This window comes from Glutamicibacter protophormiae, from assembly GCF_016894325.1.
Taxonomy (GTDB): Bacteria; Actinomycetota; Actinomycetes; order Actinomycetales; family Micrococcaceae; genus Glutamicibacter; species Glutamicibacter protophormiae.
Map to the genome: position 1 here is coordinate 3,044,175 of NZ_CP069806.1, position 22,392 is coordinate 3,066,566.

Annotated in this window: 21 protein-coding genes; 8 read left to right on the forward strand and 13 right to left on the reverse strand. The window is 60.8% G+C overall.

The genetic code is table 11. The features are described 5' to 3' along the window. Positions 1-12 precede the first annotated feature (12 nt). Together JQN66_RS14255 and JQN66_RS14260 are read left to right on the forward strand one after the other, a co-directional pair. The gene (locus JQN66_RS14255) at positions 13-1,464 is read left to right on the forward strand and encodes a LutB/LldF family L-lactate oxidation iron-sulfur protein (protein WP_239464224.1); all 1,452 of its coding nucleotides are present in this window, start codon (positions 13-15) and stop codon (positions 1,462-1,464) included. After that, positions 1,461-2,093, forward strand: a complete 633-nt coding sequence (locus tag JQN66_RS14260) for a LutC/YkgG family protein (protein WP_204675615.1) — start codon at positions 1,461-1,463, stop codon at positions 2,091-2,093. Before JQN66_RS14255 ends, JQN66_RS14260 begins: the two co-directional genes overlap by 4 nt. Before the next feature lie 132 nt (positions 2,094-2,225). Here JQN66_RS14260 and JQN66_RS14265 read toward each other — a convergent pair whose 3' ends face one another. The 6 genes from JQN66_RS14265 to JQN66_RS14290 form a co-directional block, all read right to left on the reverse strand. Then, positions 2,226-3,665, reverse strand: coding sequence for an aspartate ammonia-lyase (locus JQN66_RS14265; protein WP_204675616.1), 1,440 nt, complete (start codon positions 3,663-3,665; stop codon positions 2,226-2,228). Between the two features lie 39 nt (positions 3,666-3,704). Beyond that, positions 3,705-4,835, reverse strand: a complete 1,131-nt coding sequence (locus JQN66_RS14270) for a M20 family metallopeptidase (RefSeq protein WP_204677617.1) — start codon at positions 4,833-4,835, stop codon at positions 3,705-3,707. 161 nt (positions 4,836-4,996) lie between these two features. Further along, a complete protein-coding gene (locus JQN66_RS14275; protein WP_204675617.1) occupies positions 4,997-5,674 on the reverse strand; it encodes a DUF1028 domain-containing protein in 678 nt (225 codons plus the stop codon). After that, positions 5,671-7,179 (reverse strand): 4-hydroxyphenylacetate 3-hydroxylase family protein, encoded by a 1,509-nt coding sequence (locus JQN66_RS14280; RefSeq protein ID WP_204675618.1) that lies wholly within the window; start codon positions 7,177-7,179, stop codon positions 5,671-5,673. The genes JQN66_RS14275 and JQN66_RS14280 overlap by 4 nt, the downstream gene beginning before the upstream one ends. Before the next feature lie 35 nt (positions 7,180-7,214). Further along, positions 7,215-7,817, reverse strand: a complete 603-nt coding sequence (locus JQN66_RS14285; RefSeq protein WP_204675619.1) for a flavin reductase family protein — start codon at positions 7,815-7,817, stop codon at positions 7,215-7,217. 126 nt (positions 7,818-7,943) lie between these two features. Further along, positions 7,944-8,882 (reverse strand): LysR family transcriptional regulator, encoded by a 939-nt coding sequence (locus tag JQN66_RS14290; protein WP_204675620.1) that lies wholly within the window; start codon positions 8,880-8,882, stop codon positions 7,944-7,946. A 120-nt stretch (positions 8,883-9,002) separates the two neighbouring features. On the opposite strand from JQN66_RS14290, the gene JQN66_RS14295 reads away from it, so the two are divergent. The 3 genes from JQN66_RS14295 to JQN66_RS18620 are packed head-to-tail and all read left to right on the forward strand — an operon-like array spanning position 9,003 to position 12,648. Further along, entirely contained in the window at positions 9,003-10,193 is a 1,191-nt protein-coding gene (locus tag JQN66_RS14295) for a M20 family metallopeptidase (protein WP_204675621.1), read from the forward strand. A gap of 55 nt (positions 10,194-10,248) precedes the next feature. Beyond that, entirely contained in the window at positions 10,249-11,115 is an 867-nt protein-coding gene (locus JQN66_RS14300) for an ABC transporter substrate-binding protein (RefSeq protein ID WP_204675622.1), read from the forward strand. 9 nt (positions 11,116-11,124) lie between these two features. Then, positions 11,125-12,648, forward strand: coding sequence for an amino acid ABC transporter permease/ATP-binding protein (locus tag JQN66_RS18620; protein WP_204675623.1), 1,524 nt, complete (start codon positions 11,125-11,127; stop codon positions 12,646-12,648). A 268-nt stretch (positions 12,649-12,916) separates the two neighbouring features. Here JQN66_RS18620 and JQN66_RS14310 read toward each other — a convergent pair whose 3' ends face one another. After that, positions 12,917-13,711, reverse strand: a complete 795-nt coding sequence (locus JQN66_RS14310; protein WP_204675624.1) for an IclR family transcriptional regulator — start codon at positions 13,709-13,711, stop codon at positions 12,917-12,919. Positions 13,712-13,848: 137 nt separating this feature from the next. Between JQN66_RS14310 and JQN66_RS14315 the strand changes: the two genes are divergently transcribed. The 3 genes from JQN66_RS14315 (at position 13,849) to JQN66_RS14325 (ending at position 17,517) form a co-directional block, all read left to right on the forward strand. After that, positions 13,849-15,750, forward strand: a complete 1,902-nt coding sequence (locus JQN66_RS14315; protein ID WP_204675625.1) for an FAD-dependent monooxygenase — start codon at positions 13,849-13,851, stop codon at positions 15,748-15,750. Between the two features lie 30 nt (positions 15,751-15,780). Continuing rightward, complete coding sequence (locus JQN66_RS14320) at positions 15,781-16,962, forward strand: MFS transporter (RefSeq protein ID WP_204675626.1); 1,182 nt, start codon at positions 15,781-15,783, stop codon at positions 16,960-16,962. A 117-nt stretch (positions 16,963-17,079) separates the two neighbouring features. Beyond that, positions 17,080-17,517 carry a DUF4190 domain-containing protein gene (locus tag JQN66_RS14325; RefSeq protein ID WP_204675627.1) on the forward strand — a complete coding sequence of 146 codons (438 nt, stop codon included), beginning with the start codon at positions 17,080-17,082 and terminating at the stop codon, positions 17,515-17,517. Positions 17,518-17,637: 120 nt separating this feature from the next. Here the strand turns inward: JQN66_RS14325 and JQN66_RS14330 are convergent, their stop codons facing one another. The 6 genes from JQN66_RS14330 to JQN66_RS14355 form a co-directional block, all read right to left on the reverse strand. Beyond that, on the reverse strand, positions 17,638-18,195 hold the full coding sequence (locus JQN66_RS14330) for a YceI family protein (protein WP_229777259.1): 558 nt from the start codon (positions 18,193-18,195) through the stop codon (positions 17,638-17,640). Positions 18,196-18,237: 42 nt separating this feature from the next. Beyond that, complete coding sequence (locus JQN66_RS14335; protein ID WP_204675628.1) at positions 18,238-18,609, reverse strand: hypothetical protein; 372 nt, start codon at positions 18,607-18,609, stop codon at positions 18,238-18,240. Positions 18,610-18,691: 82 nt separating this feature from the next. Then, positions 18,692-19,669: a glycine betaine ABC transporter substrate-binding protein gene (locus JQN66_RS14340; protein WP_239464027.1), complete on the reverse strand. Its 978-nt coding sequence runs from the start codon at positions 19,667-19,669 to the stop codon at positions 18,692-18,694. Then, a complete protein-coding gene (locus JQN66_RS14345; RefSeq protein WP_204675629.1) occupies positions 19,666-20,394 on the reverse strand; it encodes an ABC transporter permease in 729 nt (242 codons plus the stop codon). The genes JQN66_RS14340 and JQN66_RS14345 overlap by 4 nt, the downstream gene beginning before the upstream one ends. After that, positions 20,391-21,656, reverse strand: a complete 1,266-nt coding sequence (locus JQN66_RS14350; protein ID WP_204675630.1) for an ABC transporter ATP-binding protein — start codon at positions 21,654-21,656, stop codon at positions 20,391-20,393. Before JQN66_RS14350 ends, JQN66_RS14345 begins: the two co-directional genes overlap by 4 nt. Further along, on the reverse strand, positions 21,649-22,290 hold the full coding sequence (locus tag JQN66_RS14355; protein ID WP_188947298.1) for an ABC transporter permease: 642 nt from the start codon (positions 22,288-22,290) through the stop codon (positions 21,649-21,651). The genes JQN66_RS14350 and JQN66_RS14355 overlap by 8 nt, the downstream gene beginning before the upstream one ends. Positions 22,291-22,392: the final 102 nt, after the last annotated feature.

A 22,392-nucleotide genomic window follows, 5' to 3' on the forward strand; every position in this document is an offset into this window, starting at 1 on the left:
GTATTCCTCGGCATGCCGGCCCCGGGACAGGGCAACCTGTTTGAGCAGGAGCCATTCCCCCAGGCCGCGCACCGCGAACTGGGCAACACCCAGCTGCGCAAGAACCTGCGCCACGCCACGCACACGATCCGCGACAAGCGCCTGCGTGTGGTCGGCGAGCTTCCCGACTGGGAGCAGCTGCGCGACGCCGGCAGCGCCATCAAGAACTCCTCGATGATCAATCTCGAAGAGCGCCTGCTGGAATTCGAGAAAAACTTCACCGCACGCGGCGGCGTGGTCCACTGGGCCCGCGACGCGCAGGAGGCGAACGAGATCGTCACCAGCCTGGTCAAGGAGACCGGCTCCACCGAGGTCGTCAAGGTCAAGTCCATGGCGACCCAGGAAATCGGCTTGAACGAGCATCTGGAAACCCAAGGCATCGAAGCCTTCGAAACCGACCTGGCCGAACTGATCGTCCAGCTGGGCCACGACAAGCCGAGCCACATTCTGGTCCCGGCCATCCACAAGAACCGCACCGAGGTGCGCGACATCTTCCTGAAGGAAATGCCGGTCGTGGATCCGGACCTGACCGACGAGCCCGCGAAGCTCGCCGAGGCGGCCCGCAAGCACCTGCGCAAGAAGTTCCTGGCGGCCAAGGTCGCCATCTCCGGCGCGAACTTCGCGCTGGCGGACACCGGCACCCTGGGTGTCGTGGAGTCCGAGGGCAACGGCCGCATGTGCCTGACCCTTCCGGAAACCCTGATCACCGTCATGGGCATCGAAAAGGTCCTGCCCAACTGGGAGGACATCGAGGTGTTCATGCAGCTGCTGCCGCGTTCCTCGACCGGTGAGCGCATGAACCCGTACACCTCGCTGTGGACCGGCGTGAGCGAAGACGACGGACCGCAGAACGTGCACATCGTGCTGCTGGACAACGGTCGTTCGCGCGTGCTGGCCGACAAATTCGGACGCTCCGCGCTGAACTGCATCCGCTGCTCGGCATGCATGAACGTCTGCCCGGTCTACGAGCGCACCGGCGGCCATGCCTACGGCTCGACCTACCCCGGCCCGATCGGAGCGATCCTTTCGCCGCTGATGACCGGCATCGAGGCCGAGGACAACGGCTCGCTGCCCTACGCCTCCTCGCTGTGCGGCGCCTGCTACGAGGCCTGCCCGGTCAAGATCAACATCCCCGAAATCCTGGTGCACCTGCGCGGGGATGACGTGGACGCCAACCGCGGCAAGCACAAGATCCCGACCCAGATGGACCTGCTCATGAAGGGCGGTTCCTGGGCGCTGGGCAAGGGCAAGAACATCGGCCTGCTGGAAAAGGCGCTGCCGCTGGGCCGCCTGGCCGCCGGCAAGAGCAAGAAGATCAAGAAGCTTCCGGGCATCGCCGCCGGCTGGACCCAGAGCCGCGACATCCCGGCCCCGCCAAACAAGTCCTTCCGCGACTGGTGGAGCGACGAGAAGGAATCCAAGTGAGCGCCAAAGAAGAAATCCTCGGACGCATCCGTTCGGCTCTGGCCGATGCCCCGGCCGCCGAGGAAGTCCCCCGCGAATACCGCACCAGCTCGGACATGAGCGAGGAGCAGCTCATCGAGATGCTCGTCGACCGGCTGGTCGACTACAAGGCCGGAGTGGACGTCATCGACGCCGCGCAGATTCCTGACTTCGTGGCTGCCAAGCTTGGCAAGGCCGCTTCCGTGGTCTATCCGCACGGGCTGGACACCGTTTGGCTGTCGGCACTGCCGCAGGGCATTGCCCGTCGCATCGACACCCCCGGTGCCCGGTTGAGCGTCGCCGAGCTGGATGAGACCAGCGCCGTGGTGACCTCCTCTGCGGTATCCATCGCCGAATCCGGGACCATCATCCTTGACGGTGAACCCGACCAGGGCCGCCGCGCGATTTCGCTGGTTCCCGACCACCACGTGTGCATTGTTCCGGTGTCCACGATCGTGCAGCTGCTGCCCGAGGCGATGCCGCGTCTGACCGTCACCCGGCCGTTGACCTGGATTTCCGGTCCGTCGGCCACCAGCGACATCGAGCTCGAACGTGTCGAAGGCGTACACGGTCCTCGCGTGCTGGACGTCCTGCTGGTGCGCGGCCTATAGGCCCGCAGTTCAACCACCTGCCGGCCCGTTTCCCTCGTTCCACAACTTCCACGTCAGGAAACGGGCCGTCGGTGTCCTCCTTTCCCTTGGCCAAAGACTGAAGGTATCCGTGCAGGCACCTAATCCCGAAATTCACCGCGCTCCGGATTGCTCCACTCGCGCCGCACCGGTCAGCTCCATCGGTGACAGAGCAGTGCGCAACTGTTCCTCGCTAAGCAGTCCTCGCTCCAACACCAGCTGCCGCAAGCTCTTCTCCCCTTCCAGCGCTTCCTTCGCCAAAGCAGCCGAATTTGCATAGCCCAGTAAGGGTGTCAGGCCCGTGATCACCGATAACGATGCCGCCATGGTTCGGGTCAGGAATGCCTCATTGGCGGCGATCCCCTCGACGCATTGCTCGCGCAAGATCCGGCAGGCAGAGCTCAACCACTGCGTTGATTCCACCAAGGCGTCCAACATGACTGGTTCAAATGCGTTCAGTTGCAGCTGACCGGCTTCGACGGCGGCCGTCACCGTGGTGTCCGCGCCCATGACCCGGAACGCCACCTGGTTTACGGCCTCGGGAATCACCGGGTTGATCTTGCCCGGCATGATCGACGAGCCGGCCTGACGGGCAGGCAACGTGATCTCCCCTAACCCGCTTTGCGGACCAGAAGACAGCAGTCGAAGATCATTGCAGATCTTGGAGAGTTTCACCGCCGCGCGCTTCAGTAACCCTGAATACAGCAAGAACACCCCCGTGTCGCTAGTCGCTTCCACCATGTTGGTCGCCGGTTTCAAGTCCAGACCGGTGATGCTGGCCAGCTCCTTGACCACGCGTTGCCGGTAGTGCGGTGGCGCGGTAATCCCGGTTCCGATAGCGGTGGCACCCAAGTTCACTTCGGTCAGGTGCGGTTGCAGTTCGCTCAGCCTTAACAGGTCTTCGCGCAGTGTTTCGGAAAAAGCATCGAATTCCTGCCCCAGGGTCATGGGCACCGCGTCCTGCAGCTGGGTGCGTCCCACCTTGAGGATGGCGCTGAATTCCCGTCCTTTCGCGGCGAATGCCTCGATGAGCTGCTGGTGTTCAACCATGAGCCTTTCCAAGTTGCGAAGCAAGGTTATCTTCATCGCGGTCGGATAAACGTCGTTGGTGCTCTGGCTGCGGTTGACATGATCGATCGGGTTCAACTCGTGATAGTCGCCTCGCCGCAGCCCCAAGATGCCCAAGGCACGATTGGCGATAACCTCGTTCGCGTTCATGTTGGTGCTCGTTCCGGCACCTCCTTGGATCCTGTCCACTACGAACTGGTCGTCGAATACTCCATTCATCACCTCCTCCGCTGCCTGTTGAATCGCATGTGAATGCTCGGCGCTGAGCAACCCGGCTGCTTCATTGGACCTCGCGGCAGCCATTTTCACTGCACCGAGGGCCCAGACAAGATCTCGAAGTGACCCAATCGGCCGACCGCTGATGGGAAAGTTGTTAACTGCACGCCACGTGCTGATTCCCCAATATGCATCACTGGGGATCTGGGCAGTTCCAAGGGAATCGGATTCCAATCGCGTTTCCAATGTCGAGTTAGTGTATTGAGTCATTGCTTTATCCTTATCAGCTTGGCAGTTTCCCGCTCAGTTCTAGTTCGCGAAATAATCGATAACGGTCAGCGCCAATGCGGCTGCTCCGTCGTGGATTACCTGGTTTGCTGCATCTCCCACGCAATACGCTGCGAACTCCGGCTGATGGTTGGAAATCGGATAGCAGCCCAACCCGATGTAGGGGTGAATGGCCGGAACAATTTGGGAAACGTTGCCCATATCGGTGGATGCCCGGTTCATCGTGGCGTGCTCCTTCGGAGCATCAAATGCACGTCCTAGGCCGTGCGCGTGCTTGACATACAGTTCCATAGCCCGTTCGTCGGTACGAAACTCGGAGTAGGGTTCAGATTCGGGTTCCCAGCTCAGTTCCGCCCCGGTGGCCAGCGCACCGGCCTGGAAACAGCGCTGGACCTTGTCTTCCAGGATTTTCAGTTCATCTAGGGTCTCGGCTCTCACGTACCAACGCCCCTCGGTCAGCTCGGGAATTGCGTTAGGCGCTTGGCCTCCCACTGTCTGGATCCCATGGACCCGGGATTCCGCTCCCATCTGCTGACGCAAGAGACCCAGTGCTACTTGGGCAACGACAAAGGCATCATTGGCGTTGACTCCCTGCTCGGGGTAGGCCGCTGCGTGGGCAGCCTTGCCGCGATATCCGACCTTGTGGTGCCCTACGGCAAAAGGTCTGGCCTCGGCTGAGTCCACGGGCCCGGGGTGGGCCATCAGCGCCAAGTCAAGACCGGCAAAAGCGCCGCGCTTGATCATCTCGATCTTGCCGCCTCCGCCTTCTTCAGCTGGCGTCCCGTAAACCTCGATGCTCAGATCCAGCTCATTGGCGAACTCCACCAACGCGATCGCAGTTCCGCAGGACATGGCGGTTATCAAGTTGTGCCCGCAAGCGTGGCCTAGCCCTGGAAGCGCGTCGTATTCAGCAAAAATGCCCACACGCCTGCTGCCCGTGCCGAATACTGCACGCAGTGCGGTAGGGAACTCCAGATAGTTCCGTGTCACGGAGAATCCGGCAGATTCGAGGTAATTCGCGGTCCATTCAGCGGCTTGATGCTCCTGCCATCCCAATTCGGGATTCCCATGGATCTTCTCCGAAAGGCCGATCAGATAGGGCAAAGCATCGAGCACCTTGCCCATGACGCGTTCATTCGTCGATTCTTGCATTGCCGCCTGCTTTTCCTTTACAGACGCGCGAGATTTCACCATGGCAATTATGTCCTTCTGCTAATTGTTTTCTGTTGTCCTGCCGTGCTAGGCCGCTATTCCACCGAAACGGGCCCAACCCGATGTCCTCGTGTTGGGCCCGTTCGCAATTCGGTGGTGTGCTATTCGTCCCCGGGCACCCCATAGCTCGGTGCCAAGCCTGGTGATACGGCTCTGGTGCGATAGGCTTCCTTCTCAGGTGCCCAGCGTTCCCAGAGCCTGGCCAAGGCAGCGATGGGATCGTCGTCATCCCAGTCGACTCTCAGGTCTGTCGGTGCCCAATCATGGCGGTCCAGGACCATCAGTCCGGCGGAATGCACAGGTCCTTCCTCGCCGCCGGCGGCCTGTCCAGCGGCCAGACCGTCAATCAGGCGGCCTTCGAAAGAGTCGGCCTTGGAGTTCTGATAGGCGTCCATCATGGCTTGCGGCACCCTCGCATCGCTGAGCAGATTTCCTGCCGCCACTGCCCCGTTGAATTCAACAGTTCGGTGCGTTCCCAACGTTCCAGTGCCGGAAAAGGTTGCGGTGCCGCCGTTGTTGTCAACGACCGACAGCTGCCGGAAATCTATGAAATCCGTGCCTTCGACGACCCGTGCAAGGGCCTCCACCGCATCGATTCCGTTCGCAAGCTCGTCGAGAATCCTTGCGCCCAGTCCCGGGTCAGTGACGTTCTGCGAGGCTACGCCTCCCGTGCCTGCTCGCAAGTGGATGCAGCGTGCTGCCACTGCAGGGCTGGAGGAGGTGACCACCATTCCAAATGCGCCAGTTTCCGGATCTCGTGCTACCAATGAGAAGGTCACTTGATAGCCACCTTTCCATCAAGCTGGCTGCGGTTTACGGAGCCGAGCACCTGTCCGCCCAGGACATTGTCGGAAAGATCCGCGGCCTTTCGGACCAGGTCCAAGGGCCCGTCAAAGTCGAAGTTGCGGTAGATCGCGCCAAGCTGTGCAAATGGCGGCGACTGGGCGAACAGCTGGAACGTCAACCGGTGTCCCGCATAGTCGCTATTGAGCAGATCGCGGGCGAACGCCAGCAGCTTGCGCCGGTCTTCGGCCACCCAGTCATCGTTAATCGAGTAATACTTGTCCAGCCAGCCCTTGGTGTCCGGGTGGGCGAAAGCACCGGAATTCGGCGTAATGCAGATCTGTCCACCGCATAGTTCACGGGCAATATGCATCATCGCCGGCAACTGGGACAGCGCGGTCACGCGACCGGTGTACAGCAGCGACTGGTTTGGCATCAACAACCCTCCCGGGCTTTCCTCGGCCATCGCGATCGAGGCGGTGAGGTGGGCATTGATGTTTTCGCGATAGCAGGCGAGCTGAGCAAGCTTTTCCTGCACGGCCTGCTGCTTTTCGAGACCGGTCTGCTTCACGTTCCACAACGCCGCCCCGATCATCAAGTCGGCCAAATGCTGGGTACGCTGCACGAATGGGAATGCCGAGTAGCGGTGCAGAGTCGAACGAATGAAACTAGCAGCCTTCGTATGCCGGTAGAAAAGCACGTTTTCCCAAGGGATCTCGACGTTGTCGAAGATCACCAGCGACTCAACCTCATCTACCGAGTTCGACAGCGGGTAATCCGCGGCGGAGGACCGCCCGGCGAATCCGGTACGTGAAATGAATTTCAGCCCCGGCGAACCGAGATCGGCAATAAAGCCAACGGCGTAGTCGGACAGCTCGCTATTGCCCCAGTTGGCAATGGTCGGCTTGGTAAACGCTTGATTGGCATACGCGGCTGCCGTCTCGTACTTGGCGCCGCGTACCACGATACCGTTGTCTGTCTCCTTCACTACATGCAACAGCATGTCTGGATCCTGGTCCTGTGGGGCCTTGGAGCGGTCGCCCTTGGGATCCGTATTGGCCGAAATGTGGAAAGTGTCTTCGGTGATCGTTCGCTGGATATGGCGGCGGATATTCTCCGAAAAGCCCGGATCAACTTCGTTCAGCACGTCCTGGCCATCAAAAAGCGACCACATCTCGCCGATGGTTTCGTCTCCCACCCGGGTAACCACGCCGCCGGCTTCGCGTTGCACTGCGTCCACGGCGCGACGCTTATCCCACCAGTCTTCCTTGGTCCGAGGCAGTCTGTTGCCAATGGCATTCATTTCGCCGGTGTTGGAGTCCGCATAGGTCATGACGCTTTGCGTCGACTCCTCGTGGGCCATGTCGTAGATCCTCGCGCGCTTGTCCACGATCGGCTTGAACATTGGGTGGGTCGTGACATCCTTCACTTCCTCCCCGTCAACATAGACTTTTCGACCGTCTCGAATCGATTCACGGTATTCATCACCAGTACGAAGCACAGCAGTTACCTTTCAATTGTTGGAGTAGTTGACCTTTAGCGGACCGGCCCGGAACCGGGATAGTCCTCGAAAACGGAAGGCGGAACCGGCAGCGGCTTGCCGTAGGTGCGCGCGTGGTAGGTCAGTGGCTCGCCTTCTCGTCCATCGGCATGGGTCACATTGCCGAAGTAGATAAAGTGCGTTCCGCATTCGACGACCTGGCGCAGGTTGCACTCGAAAATGGCGACCGCGTCTTCAACGGCCGGGCTCCCCTGCGGCAAGCTCGTCCAATTGCCGCAGGTGAAATCCCACCGGTCCTTGCCTGGCCAGGGGCGGCCGGCGAAAGTGTCTGCAACGTGATCATGCTGTACGCCGAGCACCGAAACCGAAAAAACCCCATTGCGCGCGATTTCCTCGTTGAGCGGGCTCTTGCGGTTGACGCAGACCAGCAGGGTTTCCGGATCGGCGGAGACTGAGCACATTGCGCTGACAGTCTGGGCCAGCCGTCCGCCCGGGCCGTCGGTCCCGACGACGGTAACCCCGGTTGCAGTGCGGCCCATGGCCTGCACAAACGCGGTGCGAAGGTCTGGTTTTTCGCCGGCTTCCTGACGGCCAACGGCTTTTCCGTTGGCAGTGGTGGTTTCAGTCGATGTTGCCATGTCCTGCCTCCTGGTTCGTCCGGCCTTCGCCGGTAGCTTTGTTGATACAAACCAGTCTGTGACACAGCGCACAATAGGACAATTAGTTTCTTTGAGATCACTCCATCGAAAAAAGTGAAACCATTGTCAGAGCCCTATTCCCCCGATTCCGTTCCACGCGGTGAGCTGCTGCGAGAGTTCTTCAGCAAAAGCCTGCATTCGGCGAGTGGGACGGGCCCGGGTCAAGCGCGCGGTCGAAACAGCCAGAGGGGCGATTTCATCGCCAAGCTCGCGAGTCGCAAAGACCTTGCCCTCGTAGCTCATCGAAATATCAGTGCGCTGGCTGAGTATCGAATACCCGAGGCCGCGGGCCACCATGGCACGCACCATTTCAAAACTTGTCGTGCGAAACCGAACTTTCGGCTCCAGGCCGAAATGCTGGAACAGGGAGAGAAAATACTCTCCCCCGGGCGCAAGATCGAACAGGATTAAATCCTCGCCAACCAGTTCATGCAGGTTCACCTTTTTGCGTTCAGCCAGCCGATGGTCCGGCGGAAGCAGCACATGCGGCGCCATCGCATCAACCCTGTGAAGCGTGAATTCATCAGGGTGCTTGAGCTCCCGAATGTCATAATCGTAAACAATTGCAAGGTCTATGGCACCACTCCGAAGCTGCTCAGCGAGCATCGAATGCGATCCCTCGACGAACGACAGATCCACCTGCGGGTTGCGTTTCAAGAACCCGTCAATAACCCGCGGCAACAGCACCGGGGCCATGGTCGAGTAGCATCCGACACTCAAACCGCCGACCAGGGAATCCGAATTCGCGCGCGCCGTTTCACGCATTTCTTGAACGCTTCCCAAGATTCGTCGGCCGTCAGCCAGTGCTTCACGGCCGGCATTTGTCAGTGTCATGCCGCGCGGATGGCGAATGAAAAGCTGCGCACCCAGACTCTGCTCCAATTCCGCCAGCGCAGTCGACACCGCCGATTGACTGAGAAACAGCTTGGCCGCGGCCGCAGTAACACTGCCTGTTTCAGCAGCGGCCAGCAGGTACTCGATTTGCTTGAGCGTTATATCAGCCATCGATTTTTCCGATACCTTCCTTCAAATTCATGTGATTTACAACACTCTACGTGGTGGCGCATAGTCGACTCAATGCCAGTAGCACTTCCGCTGGCCTCGCAAACCAGACAGAGGATTCCCATGACTGTGCCAACCAAGCAACCCACACCGGCTGAAATTTCCACCAGAAACCTCGGACTGCTCCATGAAGTTCTGAGTATCGATTCGACATGGGGTCGAGAAACCCAGCTCGCCGAATTCATGGCCGAATCGATGCGTCAGTGGGGAGTTGACGAGGTCGCACTCGTGGAATCCATGCCAGGCCGCTACTCGGTCGGCGGACGAATCAAGGGAACAGGCGGGGGCAAGTCCCTCCTGCTCAACGGCCACCTTGATACCTATGAGATCTCCCCGGACTGGACCAAGGATCCGTTCGCTGCCACCGTTGAAGACGGAAAAATCTACGGGGCCGGAATCGCCGACATGAAAGCGGCAACCACCGCTGGCCTGGCTGTCATGCGTGATATCGCGCTGTCAGGACAGCGCCCTAAGGGTGATGTCGTATTCCAGGGCGTTTCCTGCCACTTCGAGGGAGGTGTCGGCACCCGATCCCTGCTTGACGCGGGATTCACCGCCGATGCCGGGATTTGCGGCGAGCCTACCGACAACACGATTGGAACTGTTCACCGCGGAGCCGCCTATCTGAAGGTGACTACCCATGGAAAGCAGGCCCACACCTCTGCCAAGGAACTGGGACTGAATGCCATCGAGACCATGGAGCCGATCCTGGCCGGTATGCGCAAATTTGAATCCGAAATGCCCTATCGGCCTCATCCGGAGCTTCCCGGCGGACCGAATTTGAACATCGGCACCATTCGAGGTGGCACTAAGCACAACCAAGTGCCCGATCGTTGTGAGATGACTTGCGATATCCGGCTGCTTCCAAGCCAAGATCCCTACCAGGTACGCGAGCAGGCCGAGGAGATGATTGGCCGGTTGACGGCTGTGGACCCGCGAATCAAGGCTACCGTCGAATTCAGCGAACATTGGCTCTCGGGACCACGTCTACCCTATGAAATTGACCCGGAGAGCCCGATTGCCCAAGCCACCGCACACGCCGTGGCATCGATCGGTTCCACTCCAATCTTCAAGGGCATCCCGTTTTGGACCGATATGGTTCCCCTGGCTCAGGCCGGGATACCGGCCATCAATATCGGTCCCGGCACTCCGCCTTACAGCTGGGCAGATGAATGGGTCGAACAAGCGAAGTACGACGAAATCATCGCCATTTACGCCGCGCTGGCGAACCAGTGGTGCAATCAATCCCGCTAGCAACGAACGCCACGTTCATAGCAACTAACCACCCCATAAACTTTAGGAGATTTCCATGGCCATGCCACTTCGCTACGTCCTTGCTGCCGGCACCGCCGTCGCGGCTTTAGCGCTCAGCGCCTGCTCTGGAACCACAAATGCCGCCGCACCGACGGAGGATAAAGCAAGTCAAGTCAATTCAAAGGTCGCGTCAGCCCTCACCGTCGGCTCTGACCTGACCTACCCGCCCTACGACATGCTGGTGGACGGCAAGCCAGCCGGGTTCGATGTAGACATGATGAACGCCCTCGCCGGAAGCATGGGCACCAAGGCGAACTTCGTCGATACCCGTTTCGCGCAAATCATCGCGGGCATCAAGGCTGACAGGTATGACGTCATCGCTTCAACGCTATACATTTCAGAGACCCGGGCCAAGGAAGTCGACTTCGTGCCTTACTTCCAAACCGGAAACTCGATCATCTCTCGCGCGGATTCAACTGCCTTCGTCACGGCCCAAGATCTGTGCGGTAAGTCGGTAGGCGTGGTCACGGCTACCGTCATCGCCACGATCCTCCCCGGAGAGGAATCGGACAAGTGCGCGGCCGCGGGCAAGGGCCGGATCACGGTCAAGGAATTCCCCAGCGACCCGGAAGCTACCCAGGCGCTGTTGTCCAACCAGGTTGACGCGCAGATGACCGACGGAGCCGTTGCCAAGACCGTGGTCGACAAGACAGGCAATCGGTTGAAGCTCACGAGCACCGAATTGATTTACCCGATCGCGGTCGGTCTGGGCGTCAAGAAGGGGAACGCGGAAATGCAGCAAGCGCTGACCGGAGCCCTGGAACAGCTGCAGTCCGATGGCACCTATTCCAAGTTGCTTGAGAAGTACAACCTTGAGCCCGTCGACCCGGCCGTGCTCAAAGAATCCATGAATCGGAAGTAGGGCTGAGCAATGCAATTCGACTGGAGCTATACTTTTTCGCTGTTCCTCGATCCCGATCTGTGGAAGGGCGCCGGCATCGTGGTGTGCCTGGCGGTCTTGGCCTGGGTCATCTCCAACATCGCAGGCATCATGCTCGCGCTCATGCGCGAATCGCGCACTCGGGCCCTGAACACAATTGCAGGTGTCTACACGTGGCTCTTCCGTAGCCTTCCGCTGCTTGTCCTGCTTGTCTTCGCCTACAACATTCCACAGGTTTTTCCCGCCTCACAAGTCATTCTTGGCTCGTCATTCAATGCGGCGCTCATCGCCATGATCCTGCACGAAGCCGCGTACATGGCGGAGATCCACCGTGGAGGGCTGCTCTCGGTGGGGCTGGATCAGCGTGAAGCCGCCAAGGCGCTAGGACTGAAGTACGGCCAGTTCCAACGAAGGATCGTGCTGCCGCAGGCATTTCGCATCTCGCTTCCGGCACTGGGCAACGAGTTCGTTTCTATCCTCAAACTCACTTCCCTAGCCTCGGTGATTTCGCTTCCGGAAATCCTCTTGGTCGGCCAGCGTCTTTACACCCAGAACTTCATGGTTCTTGAAACCCTCACCGCTGTTGCCGCCTTCTACGTGCTGCTGGTCACCGTGTTCGACCAATTGCGCGGAATACTTGAACGGCGCCTTGATGTCACTCGACGACGCAGCACCCTGGAGGACGTGCAGGAGGATACGGTCCGCCGTGTCGAGCGGATGCGCGAGCGTCACTCGCACAGCGGTGAAAAGATCGTGGAGGCCCGCGAGGTGACCAAGACGTTCGGTAGCAACCAGGTCCTCAAGAGCGTTGATCTGGATGTGCACAAGGGAGAAGTTGTGGTGGTTATCGGTCCCTCGGGTTCCGGCAAGACCACCATGGTTCGCACATTGAATCATTTGGAACCTCATGACGGTGGCATTGTCACGGTCAATGGTGAAACCATTGGCTACCGCCGGTCCTCAGACGGACGCCAGGTTGCCCGGTCCGACGCCGACATGGCCAAACAGCGTACAAACATCGGCATGGTGTTCCAGCGTTTCAACCTTTTCCCGCACCTGAGTGTTTTGCAGAACATCACCCTGGCACCGCAGCAGACCGGATTGATGAATGCGCAGGAAGCCGAAGCCTGCGCACGCGAATTATTGGCTCGCGTCGGCTTGGCTCAGCATGCCTCAAAGTACCCGCATCAGCTCTCCGGTGGGCAGCAGCAACGTGTGGCGATCGCCCGGGCGCTCGCCATGAAGCCTTCGGTGATGCTTTTCGATGAGCCGACCAGCGCGCTGGACCCCGAACTGGTTGCAGAAGTACTTGAGGTCATCGCCGATCTCGCCAACGAAGGAATGACCATGGTGATCGTCACCCACGAAATGAAGTTGGCCCGTGATGTCGCCGATTGGGTGGTGTTCATGGAAGACGGCCACGTGGTCGACGCAGGTCCACCGGAGCACATCTTCGGCCCGAGCGGCAACGATCGAGTTCAAAGGTTCGTCCGCCACGTCTCGAGCACGGTCTAACTAAAAACCAACAGGTATCATGGGCACAGTTACTCAACGGTCCCACGATGCCTGTTGGTTTTTTGTATTCATGCATCCCGGTGCCCCCCGTCGACGTACACCGCCACTGTCCGGAGATCATCGTTCGGTGTCCAACTGCCGCGATACCCTAAGGGTGATTCTCTAAGTTCGATGGGAACCCACAGGAAAAGTTACCAACACTTTTGCGCCGGATTTATAAACAGGGTAAACAATTTTACACACCGACGCTTCGGAACGCGATTATCACTCACTCGCTGACAATGAAGTCTTTCAGCTCTTCTTCAATGCGGTCCCGCGCGGCGAATACCATTGCCGGAAGTCCCGCTTCGAAAGTCTGACGGAAACGCACTGGCGGGATGGACACGCTCAACCCAGCCACCACCTCCCCTGCTCCGTCGCGGATCCCCACGCCAAGCGCGTTGATCCCGGCCTCGGTTTCCTCCATGTTCACCGCGAAGCCCATGCGCTGGGCAACCACCAGGTCCTGCTCCAGCCCGGTAAACCACGACTCGGAGAATTCCGCCTTGTTGATCTGTGCATCGCGCACATACAGCTCCCGCACCACCAGGGTGCCGAGCTGGGCCAGTATGGCACGGCCGGCCGACGCCCGCTCCGCCGGCATCACCTCGCCCTGGCGGTCCCCCACGTGCAGCGGCTGGGACCCCTGGACCGTGGCCAGGAACCTCACCTGTGTTCCGGCACGCACCATGAGGTTCACGGTTTCATCCAGCTGCCCGCTCAACTGCTGCAGTTGCGGCAGCACCCTACGGCGCAGCTCCGCGGTCCAGCTCATCCCGGCCGGGGCCGCGCCCAGCGCGGGTCCGGGGATGTAGCGCCGCGAGGCGTCCTGCTCGGCAAAGCCGCGGTAGACCAGCATGGCCAGCAAGCGGTGGGCGGTGGAACGCGAAACCCGCAGCTCTACCGCGACATCGCTCAGGCGCAGGGTGCCGAAGTCGCGCAGCAGCTCCAGCAATGCCAGCGCCTTGTCCACCGACTCGATGGGATAGGCCGGCTGCTTGCGACGGTAGCGTCTGAACTGCATACCCAAAGCCTATCCCGAGTCAGTGTTCTGCCCAGCAGAACTGTTTGGCCGGTTCATGTGACGCAGCACTAGCCTGATGGTGATCCAGTTATCCTTCCAGCTTCCATCGGTGGCGGCTCCAAACGAAGAGAATTCTCATGCAGTATTATCTCAACGGCTTCCACACCGGCGACCCGGATCTCTTCGAGGCGGTCCGCGAACACAACCCCCAGGTCATTCCCGCCGAGGTCGACGTGCTGATCGCCGGCACCGGCCCCGCCGGCGCGGTGCTCACCGCGCAGCTGGCGCAGTTCCCGGAAATTACCACCCTGGTCGTGGAAAAGAACGACGGTCCGCTGCTGCGCGGGCACGCCGACGGGGTGGCTTGCCGCACCGTCGAGATGTTCGAGTCCTTCGGCCTGGCCGACCGCCTGCTGCGCGAGGGCTACGGCATCAACGAGATCACCTTCTGGGGCCCGGATGCGCAAGACCGCAACAACATCGTGCGCACCGGACGCAACAAGGATGTGGCCGAGGGCCTGAGCGAATACCCGCACCTGATCGTGAACCAGGCCCGCCTGCAGGACTTCCTGTTCCAGAAGGCTGCCAAGAGCCCAACCCGCACCGTCCCCTACTACGGCGTCGAGCTGCTGAACGTTGAGAACACCAACACCGGAGGCTACCCGGTGACCGCAACCCTGCGCAGCAATGGTGAGGATATCACCGTGCGAGCCAAGTACGTGGTGGGCACCGACGGCGCCCGCTCGAACGTGCGCCGCTCGATGGGCGTGAAGCTGGAAGGCGACGCCCGCAACCATGCCTGGGGCGTGCTGGACATTCTGGCCGTCACCAACTTCCCGGACATCCGCTTCAAGGCCGCGATCCAGAACGCGGACGGCGGCAACATCCTGTTGATCCCGCGCGAGGGCGGGCACATGTTCCGTCTCTACGTGGACATGGGCGCCCTTGATCCGGAAGATCGCGAGGCCCGCAACCGCTTCACCCCCGAGCAGCTGATCGCCACCGCCCAGCACACCCTGAGCCCCTTCACCTTGGACGTGAAGGAAATCGTCTGGTGGTCGGCGTATGAGGTGGGCCAGCGCCTGGCTTCCCGCTTCGACGACCTGGAGCCCGGGGCCCCGTCGGACCGCGACCCGCGCATCTTCATCGCCGGGGATGCCTGCCACACCCACTCAGCCAAGGCCGGGCAAGGCATGAACGTGTCCATGCAGGATACTTTCAACCTCGGTTGGAAGCTGACCGCTGTGCTGCAGGGCCGCAGCCCTGCCTCGCTGTTACGCACCTACTCCGCCGAGCGCCAGGCCATTGCGAAGGACCTGATCGACTTCGATGTCCGCTGGTCAAAGACCCTGTCCGCCAAGCCGAAGAACCCGCAGAACCCTGAGGCCGGCGGCCTGGATAAGGACGAGATGCAGCAGGCATACCTGCTAGCCAACCGCTACACCGCCGGTTTCGCCACCGTCTACACGCCATCACTGCTCACCGGCGGCACCGCGCACCAGCAGCTGGCCTCCGGCTTCCCGGTAGGCGAGCGCTTCTATTCCTCGGTCGTCACCCGCATCGCGGACGCGCAGCTCATCGAGCTGGGGCATACCGCCCTGGCCGACGGCCGCTGGCGGCTGTACGCGTTCGCCGACGCCGGAAATGAGAAGTTCGACGCGCTCATGAACTACTTGGCCATGGACGAGGCTTCCCCGGTACGCAGATTCACCCCGGCCGGCCGGGATGTGGACGCGGTCTTCGACATCAAGGGCGTCTACCAGAGATCCCACGCCGACACCACAGTAGACAAGCTCCCGGCGACCCTGCTTCCGGCCAAGGGAAAGTACGGCCTGCACGACTACCAGAAGGCCTACGCATCAGCGCTGATTGGCGGTGGGCAGGAAATCTTCGAAGCCCGCAGCATCGACCGTAGCACCGGTGCACTGATCGTAGTCCGCCCGGACCAGTACGTCGCCCAGGTTCTACCGCTGGACGCCACAGGGGAACTGGCCGAGTTCTTCGCCGCCTTCATGCAGCCGCAGCTGGTCTTAGCCTAACCGCCGTGGCTTTTCTGCTTTCATGGAAATATGAAGCTACCGGAGCAACAGCGCACGACCGAATCTAAGACCGTGGACAGACTTCCTGACTCCGCCCTCCGGTTCATCGGATTCCTGTCCTTCTTCGACCGCTACGGCACCGCACCGATGCTGCTCATGCTCTCGGCCGGAACCTCGCTCTCCTTCACCCAGGCCGTTGAGCTGATTGCCGCCTACGCCTTGCTGTACGCGGTGGGCCAGCCCTTCTGGGGGTTGGTCAGCGACAGGTTCGGCAGGCTCACGGTGCTGCGCTGCTCCCTGGTCGGCGCCATGCTCGGTTCCATTGCCAGCGTGCTGTTCACCGACTACCTGCCGTTGCTGCTGGCCCGATCCTTCACCGGGCTGATGTTCGGCGCCATGTACCCCACGCTGCTGACCCTGCTCGGCGATACACGCAAAGGGATCGATCGCGCCCGCGGCCTGTCCGACCTGCAGATCTACTCATCGCTGGGCACCACGCTGGCGACCTTGGCCGCAGGGCTGCTCGCGGCCTATCTCGATTGGCGGGTGGTCTTCATCCTTCCCGCCCTGGGCGCAGTAGCAGCCCTCGTCTCGCTGCGCGGGGTGCGAGAGCCGGCCCGCGGGCATGCCGCCATGAAGCTGCGCGCCGCGGTGCGGCCAGCCAACTTGATGCTGTATGCAATCGTTTTCGTTGAAGGCGCGCTGTTGATGGGGTTGCTGACCTACATCGTTCCGGCCCTGCAGCAGTCCGGGGTCGGCGTCGGGCTGTCCGGCGTACTCGGCTGCGGCTTCGCACTGGGAGTAATCCTCGGCGCCCGGCTGATGCGGCGCCTGGTTGCGCGCTTCTCACGCACCTGGCTGATCGGCCTTGGCGGGGCGGTGCTGTTCCTGAGCTTCGCCCCCTCGGCGTTCTCCCCCTCCCCCGCGTCCTTCACGTTCACCGCGTTCTTCCTCGGCGCGGCCAATGCCATCATGCATTCGTCAATGCAGGGCTGGGCCACCGACATCGCGCCCGAGGCCAGGGCGACAACCGTCTCGCTGTTTGTCTTCTCCCTGTTCTTCGGCGCCTCCACGCTGACCTATCTGACGGCCGGCCTTGCGGCCAACGCCGACTACGCACAGATTTTCGGCTACGGATTCTGGCTGGGCATTGCGCTGGCCGTCGTCGCCACGCTGGCGCATGCTCGGTGGAGGGCGGCGAATCCCGCTTAGCTATGCGTGATGAAGTTTTCCGGCTCGTTCCATCGTTCCCCGAGTCAGTACGGTGTGCCGGCAGAATTTCTTGGTTCAATAGACTTATCAAACGCTTTGAGGAAAGGCCGCGGCCAGATGACCACGCCAAATAACGAACCCAACAACCCTTATTCCACAGGTGGCAACCAGAATTCGTCGCAGCCGAATTCCGCCTACCAGCCGCCGCAGTACCAGGCTCCGCAATACCAGGGCCAGAACCAGCAGCAGTTCGGCGGCCAGCAGCAGTACGGCAACCAACCGGGCTATGGATATCCCATGGCACCCCCGGAAGGTGCGCAGCTGGCCCAGACCTCCATGATCCTGGGCATTCTTTCCCTGTTTGTCGTGGGGCTGGTCTTGGGTCCGATCGCCATCGTGAAGGGCAACAAGGCGGAGCGCGAGTTCAACACCTCGGCCACCGTCGGCAAGGTCACCGGATGGATCGGCACCATCTTGGGAGCACTGCTTTTCTTGTATTTCGTGTTCGTCATCATCGCCGTCATTGCGATTCCCGCCGCAACTCTTGGATATTGATCCAACCCAGCGAGCGCAGTGGCATTAACGACAAAACCTCCGACCCGTATTCAGTACGGTTCGGAGGTTTTGCCGGTATCGGCCCTCTGCCCGCCTTCCCCAAGGCGGTTGTCGGGAAATCTATTCTGCGGTTGGCAGGACGAACGAGGCGTCGATCTCGATCTTGACCTTGTCGCTGACCAGCACGCCGCCGGCTTCCAGCGCGGCATTCCAAGTGATGCCGAACTCCTTGCGGGAGATGGTGGTCGAGGCGAAGAAACCTACGCGGGTAGCGCCGAAGGCATCCACAGCCTGGCCGCCCAGCTCGGTTTCCAGCTCGACCTGCTTGGTGATCCCGCGGATGGTCAAGTCGCCGACGAGCACGAACTCGTCCGCATCGCCCTTGACGCCGGTCGACTTGAAGGTCATGGTCGGGAACTGCTCGGCGTCGAAGAAGTCGGCGCTCTTCAGGTGGCCGTCGCGGTTGGCGTCCTTGGTGGAGACCGAAGCGATCTGAATGGTTGCCTCAACCGAGGAATCCGCCAGGCTCTCGCCGGTGGTCAGGGTTGCATCGAATTCAGTGAAGCTGCCGCGGACCTTGGAGATGCCGGCGTGGCGAACCGAGAAGCCCACCTCGGAGTGCGAAGCGTCCAGGTTCCAGGTACCAGCGGTCAATGGCGAAGTTACTGCAGCAGTCATGGTCATGTCCTCTCTTCAGCATCGACCGTATTAGTTGATGCTTCAATTTGTTTCGTTGATATCAGTATTGCACCAATCAAGTTGAACCGTCAACCATTTGCGGATGAAAAATTGCCAAACTTCGACACCTAATCCTAAAAAAGGTTTTTGACTAGTATTTTTATCTTCAAATTTTTTCTTCACCATCCGGGTCGCCACATCGAGAATCACGGATAGACTGGCCTCATGAGTACCGAGAATCAGGAACCCGCTTTCGCGGAACAAGAAGCTGACCTCGCTGCCGACCTTGAAGAAATTTGGCAGGAGGAGTCCACTACCACCGCCGCGGCCACCGAAACCGCAGACGAGGTTGATGGAGAACTTGGAACCCGAGACCAAGTCTGATATCCACAATGCAGCCGCCTCGAACATCATCGAGGCATAATGCACAGGAGGTGTGTTACGGGAACGTATTGTTCCCGGAACACACCTCCTGTGCGTTGTTTGCGGTCCGACCCTACGGCGTGGTCACCAGCCCCTGGTCGACCATCCATTCAAAGGCGACGTCCGAGGGCTCTCGCCCGACGACGTCGACCTGGTAGTTCATGTCCATCAGGGCTTCGTCGGTCAGCAGCGGAGCAATCTGCTCCATGACGTCCATCGCCTGCGGGAATTCGCGGATGAATTCACCATTGAACGCCGGGGCGGCGTTGTAGCTTGGGAAGTAGTCCAAGTCGTCTTCCAGCACGGTCAGGTCCAGCGCCTTGATACGGCCGTCGGTGGTGAAGACCTCGCCGAAATTGCAGGCCCCGTCGGCCGTGGCCTGGTAAATCGCGCCGACGTCATACAGGCCGATGTTGTCTTCCGAAACGCCCTTGCCGCGGTCGATGCCGTAGTGCTTGAGCATCGGGGTCAAGCCATCGCGACGGGAGTTGAACTCCGGATCAACACAGAACGTCAGCTCCTCCTTGTCCAGCTTCTTGAGCTGCGACAGCTTGGTGACGCCCAGGCGGTCCGCGTTCTTCCGGTTCATGGCCAGCGCGTAGGTGTTGTTCAGCGGCGCCGGTTCGCCCCACACGATGTTGTTGGAGACGTCCTCGTCATGCACCGCCTGCCACTGTGCCTGTTCACCCGTAACCGGTTCTTCGTGGCCCAGGTAGGTCAGCCATGCGGTACCGGTGTATTCCCATAACGCGCTGGCGTCTCCGGACAGCAGCAGCTGGCGGGCCGGCTGCGATCCCGGCACGTTGGTCAGGTCCGTGACGTCGAACCCCGCGGTTTCCAGGGCGATGACGGTGATCTTGCCCAGCAGCAACTGCTCAGTGAAGGACTTCGAGGTGACGGTGGCCTTGGCAGTCTCCGGCAGGTCCGGGATGGGTTGGATGCTTCCCGGAGCCGATGCCGGCACTGTGCCGGTGGACGGGCTGAGCCCGCAACCGGTCAGCCCGATCAGCGCCGCAAAGGACAATGCAATGAGTTTCGATGTTCGTTTCACGAAAGTCCCTTCGGTCGTGCCAGCTGTTCAACCAGTCGGCCTATCCAGTCGACGGTCAGCGCCAGCAGCGCCACCATCAACGAGCCGGCAATCAGCACGACATTCAGGTTCAGGTTCACGCCGGTGGTGATCAGGATGCCCAAGCCGCCGCCGTTGATGAACGTCGCCAACGTTGCGGTGCCGACCAGCAGCACCAGGGCGGTGCGGATTCCGGACAGCATCACGGGCACGGCCAGCGGCAACTCGACCTTGAACAGCACTGCCATCTGGCTCATGCCGATGCCGCGTCCGGCTTCCACCAGACGCTCATCGACCTGCTGCAGGCCCACGATGGTGTTGGACAGCACCGGCAGGATCGCATAGATCACCAGCGAGACCACTGCCGTCTTCGCGCCGAATCCCAGCCAGAAGGCCAACAGCACAATCACGCCGATAGCCGGCGCGGCCTGGCCGAAGTTCGCAACCGCGCGGACGGCCGGAGCCGCCTTGCGCAGGGACGGACGGGTCAGCAAGATGCCCAGAGGAATGGCGATGAGCAGCACGATCACCGCGGAGACCAGCGTGATCTGCAGGTGCTCCTGCGTATACTTCCAGATGGTTCCCGGATCCAGGGTCTGGCGTTCGGTGTCGGTCAGATCCGCGGTCACCAGCCAGATAACCAGCGCCGCGAATGCCGCGGCAATCGCCACCAGCTGATAAATCAGCCCCTTGGTCTCTTTGCTCATGCCGGCTCACCACCAGACTCCGCGGGTTCGGACTCGATATCCACCACATTGATGGCCCCCGAGTTCAGCCCCACGGGGGCCTCGTGGTGATCGTCCATGGAGGAGTTCGCGGCGGCGATCGCCTCCATCACCGTCTGCACGGTGATAATGCCGGTGAAGACGTCGCGGCGTCCGGTAACCAGCGCGTATTCGGCGCTGGCCACCAGCATGGTGTCCAGGGCGTCATTCAGCGTGGCCTGCTCGCCGACCACCGGCAGACCGGGGTCGTAGGTGCCCTCGATGATCTCCGCACGGGAAAGCTGGCGGCGGTCCATGCGGCGCAGCGGACGGCCCCTGGAGTCGAGCACCACGGCGACCTTGCGGCCTGAGCCCTGCAGCTGCGAGAGCACCTCCGAGGCGCGCTTGCCCGGGGTGGTGGTGATGGCGTCGACCAGATCCACCTCGTTCACGCGGGTCAGCGTGAGCTGTTTCAGCCCGGCGCCGGAGCCGATGAAGTTCTCCACGAATTCGCTGGCAGGATTGGCCAGGATGCGTTCGGGCGAATCGTACTGCTCCAGCTGGGCGCCCTCGTTGAAGATGGCGATCCAGTCCCCCAGCTTCACCGCTTCGTCGAAGTCGTGGGTCACGCAGACAATGGTCTTCTGCACCTCGGATTGGATGTTCAGCAATTCATCCTGCAGGCGCTGGCGGGTAATCGGGTCGACCGCGCCGAACGGCTCGTCCATGAGCAACACGGGAGGATCGGCGGCCAGCGCACGGGCCACGCCCACACGCTGCTGCTGTCCGCCGGAGAGCTCCTTGGGGAAGCGGTCGCGGTACAGCTCGGGATCCAGCGAAACCAGTTCCAGCAGCTCATCCACGCGGGCGTTGATCTTGGCCTTGTCCCAGCCGAGCATCTTGGGAACCATGGCGATGTTGGTCGCAACGGTCATGTGCGGGAACAGGCCGCCGGCCTGGATGACGTAGCCGATGCGGCGGCGCAGCTCGTCGCCGTTCATCGTCGTGACGTCTTCGCCGTTAATCACGATCTGCCCGCTGGTCGGCTCGATCAGCCGATTGATCATCTTCAAGGTCGTGGTCTTGCCGCACCCCGAGGGGCCGACGAACATGACGATGGAGCCGGCAGGGATCTCAAGGGTCAGGCCTCCCACGGCCGACTTCTTCTGCCCAGGGTAGGTCTTGGTGACTTCTTGGAGCATGATTGAGGCCCCGGAGACGGTGTTCTCCGATGCAGCCGATGAGGAAATTTTTGAATCAGACACGGATACCTCGCGGGGTAGTCAGTCGGCCGATGCCGAGCAGGATCAGGTCAAGAATGAGTGCCAGGATGACAACGCCGACGACGCCGACGATCACCGACTCGAGCGCGTTGGCGCCGCCAAGCCGCGACAGTCCGGAGAAGATGAATCCGCCGAGCCCGGGGCCCAGCGCGTATGAAACGACTGCTGCAACGCCCATCACCATCTGGGCGGAGATACGCACGCCTGTGAGGATGACCGGCCAGGCGATGGGGATTTCAACGGATACGAGCGTCTTCAGCCGGCTCATGCCGATCCCGCGCGCGGATTCGACGATGGTCGGCTCGATATTGTTCAGGCCCACGATGGCGTTGCGCAGGATGGGCAGTGCGGCGAAGAATGTCACCACGATGACGGCCGGCGTCACACCGAAGCCGAAGGGCACGATCAACAGACCGATGAGCGCAAAGGACGGAACCGTCAGGCCAATGGCGCTGACTCCGTTGGCGATTCCAGCCAGTGCTTTGTTCCGATACACCAGGACGGCGATCAAGACAGCGATAATTGTCGCCAGGATCAGGCACTGCACCACAAGCGAGAAGTGCTGCCAGGAGGCGAACAGTATTTGACGAGAGCGCTCGCCAATAAAATCTCCCACATTAAAACCTACTTCACTTTAGTTTCGTATCAAGTCATGCAACCAAGAGCTGAGCTAGCCTCAGTTTCTATCCACTTTAGCCCCGCTTCAAGGACGAAACTA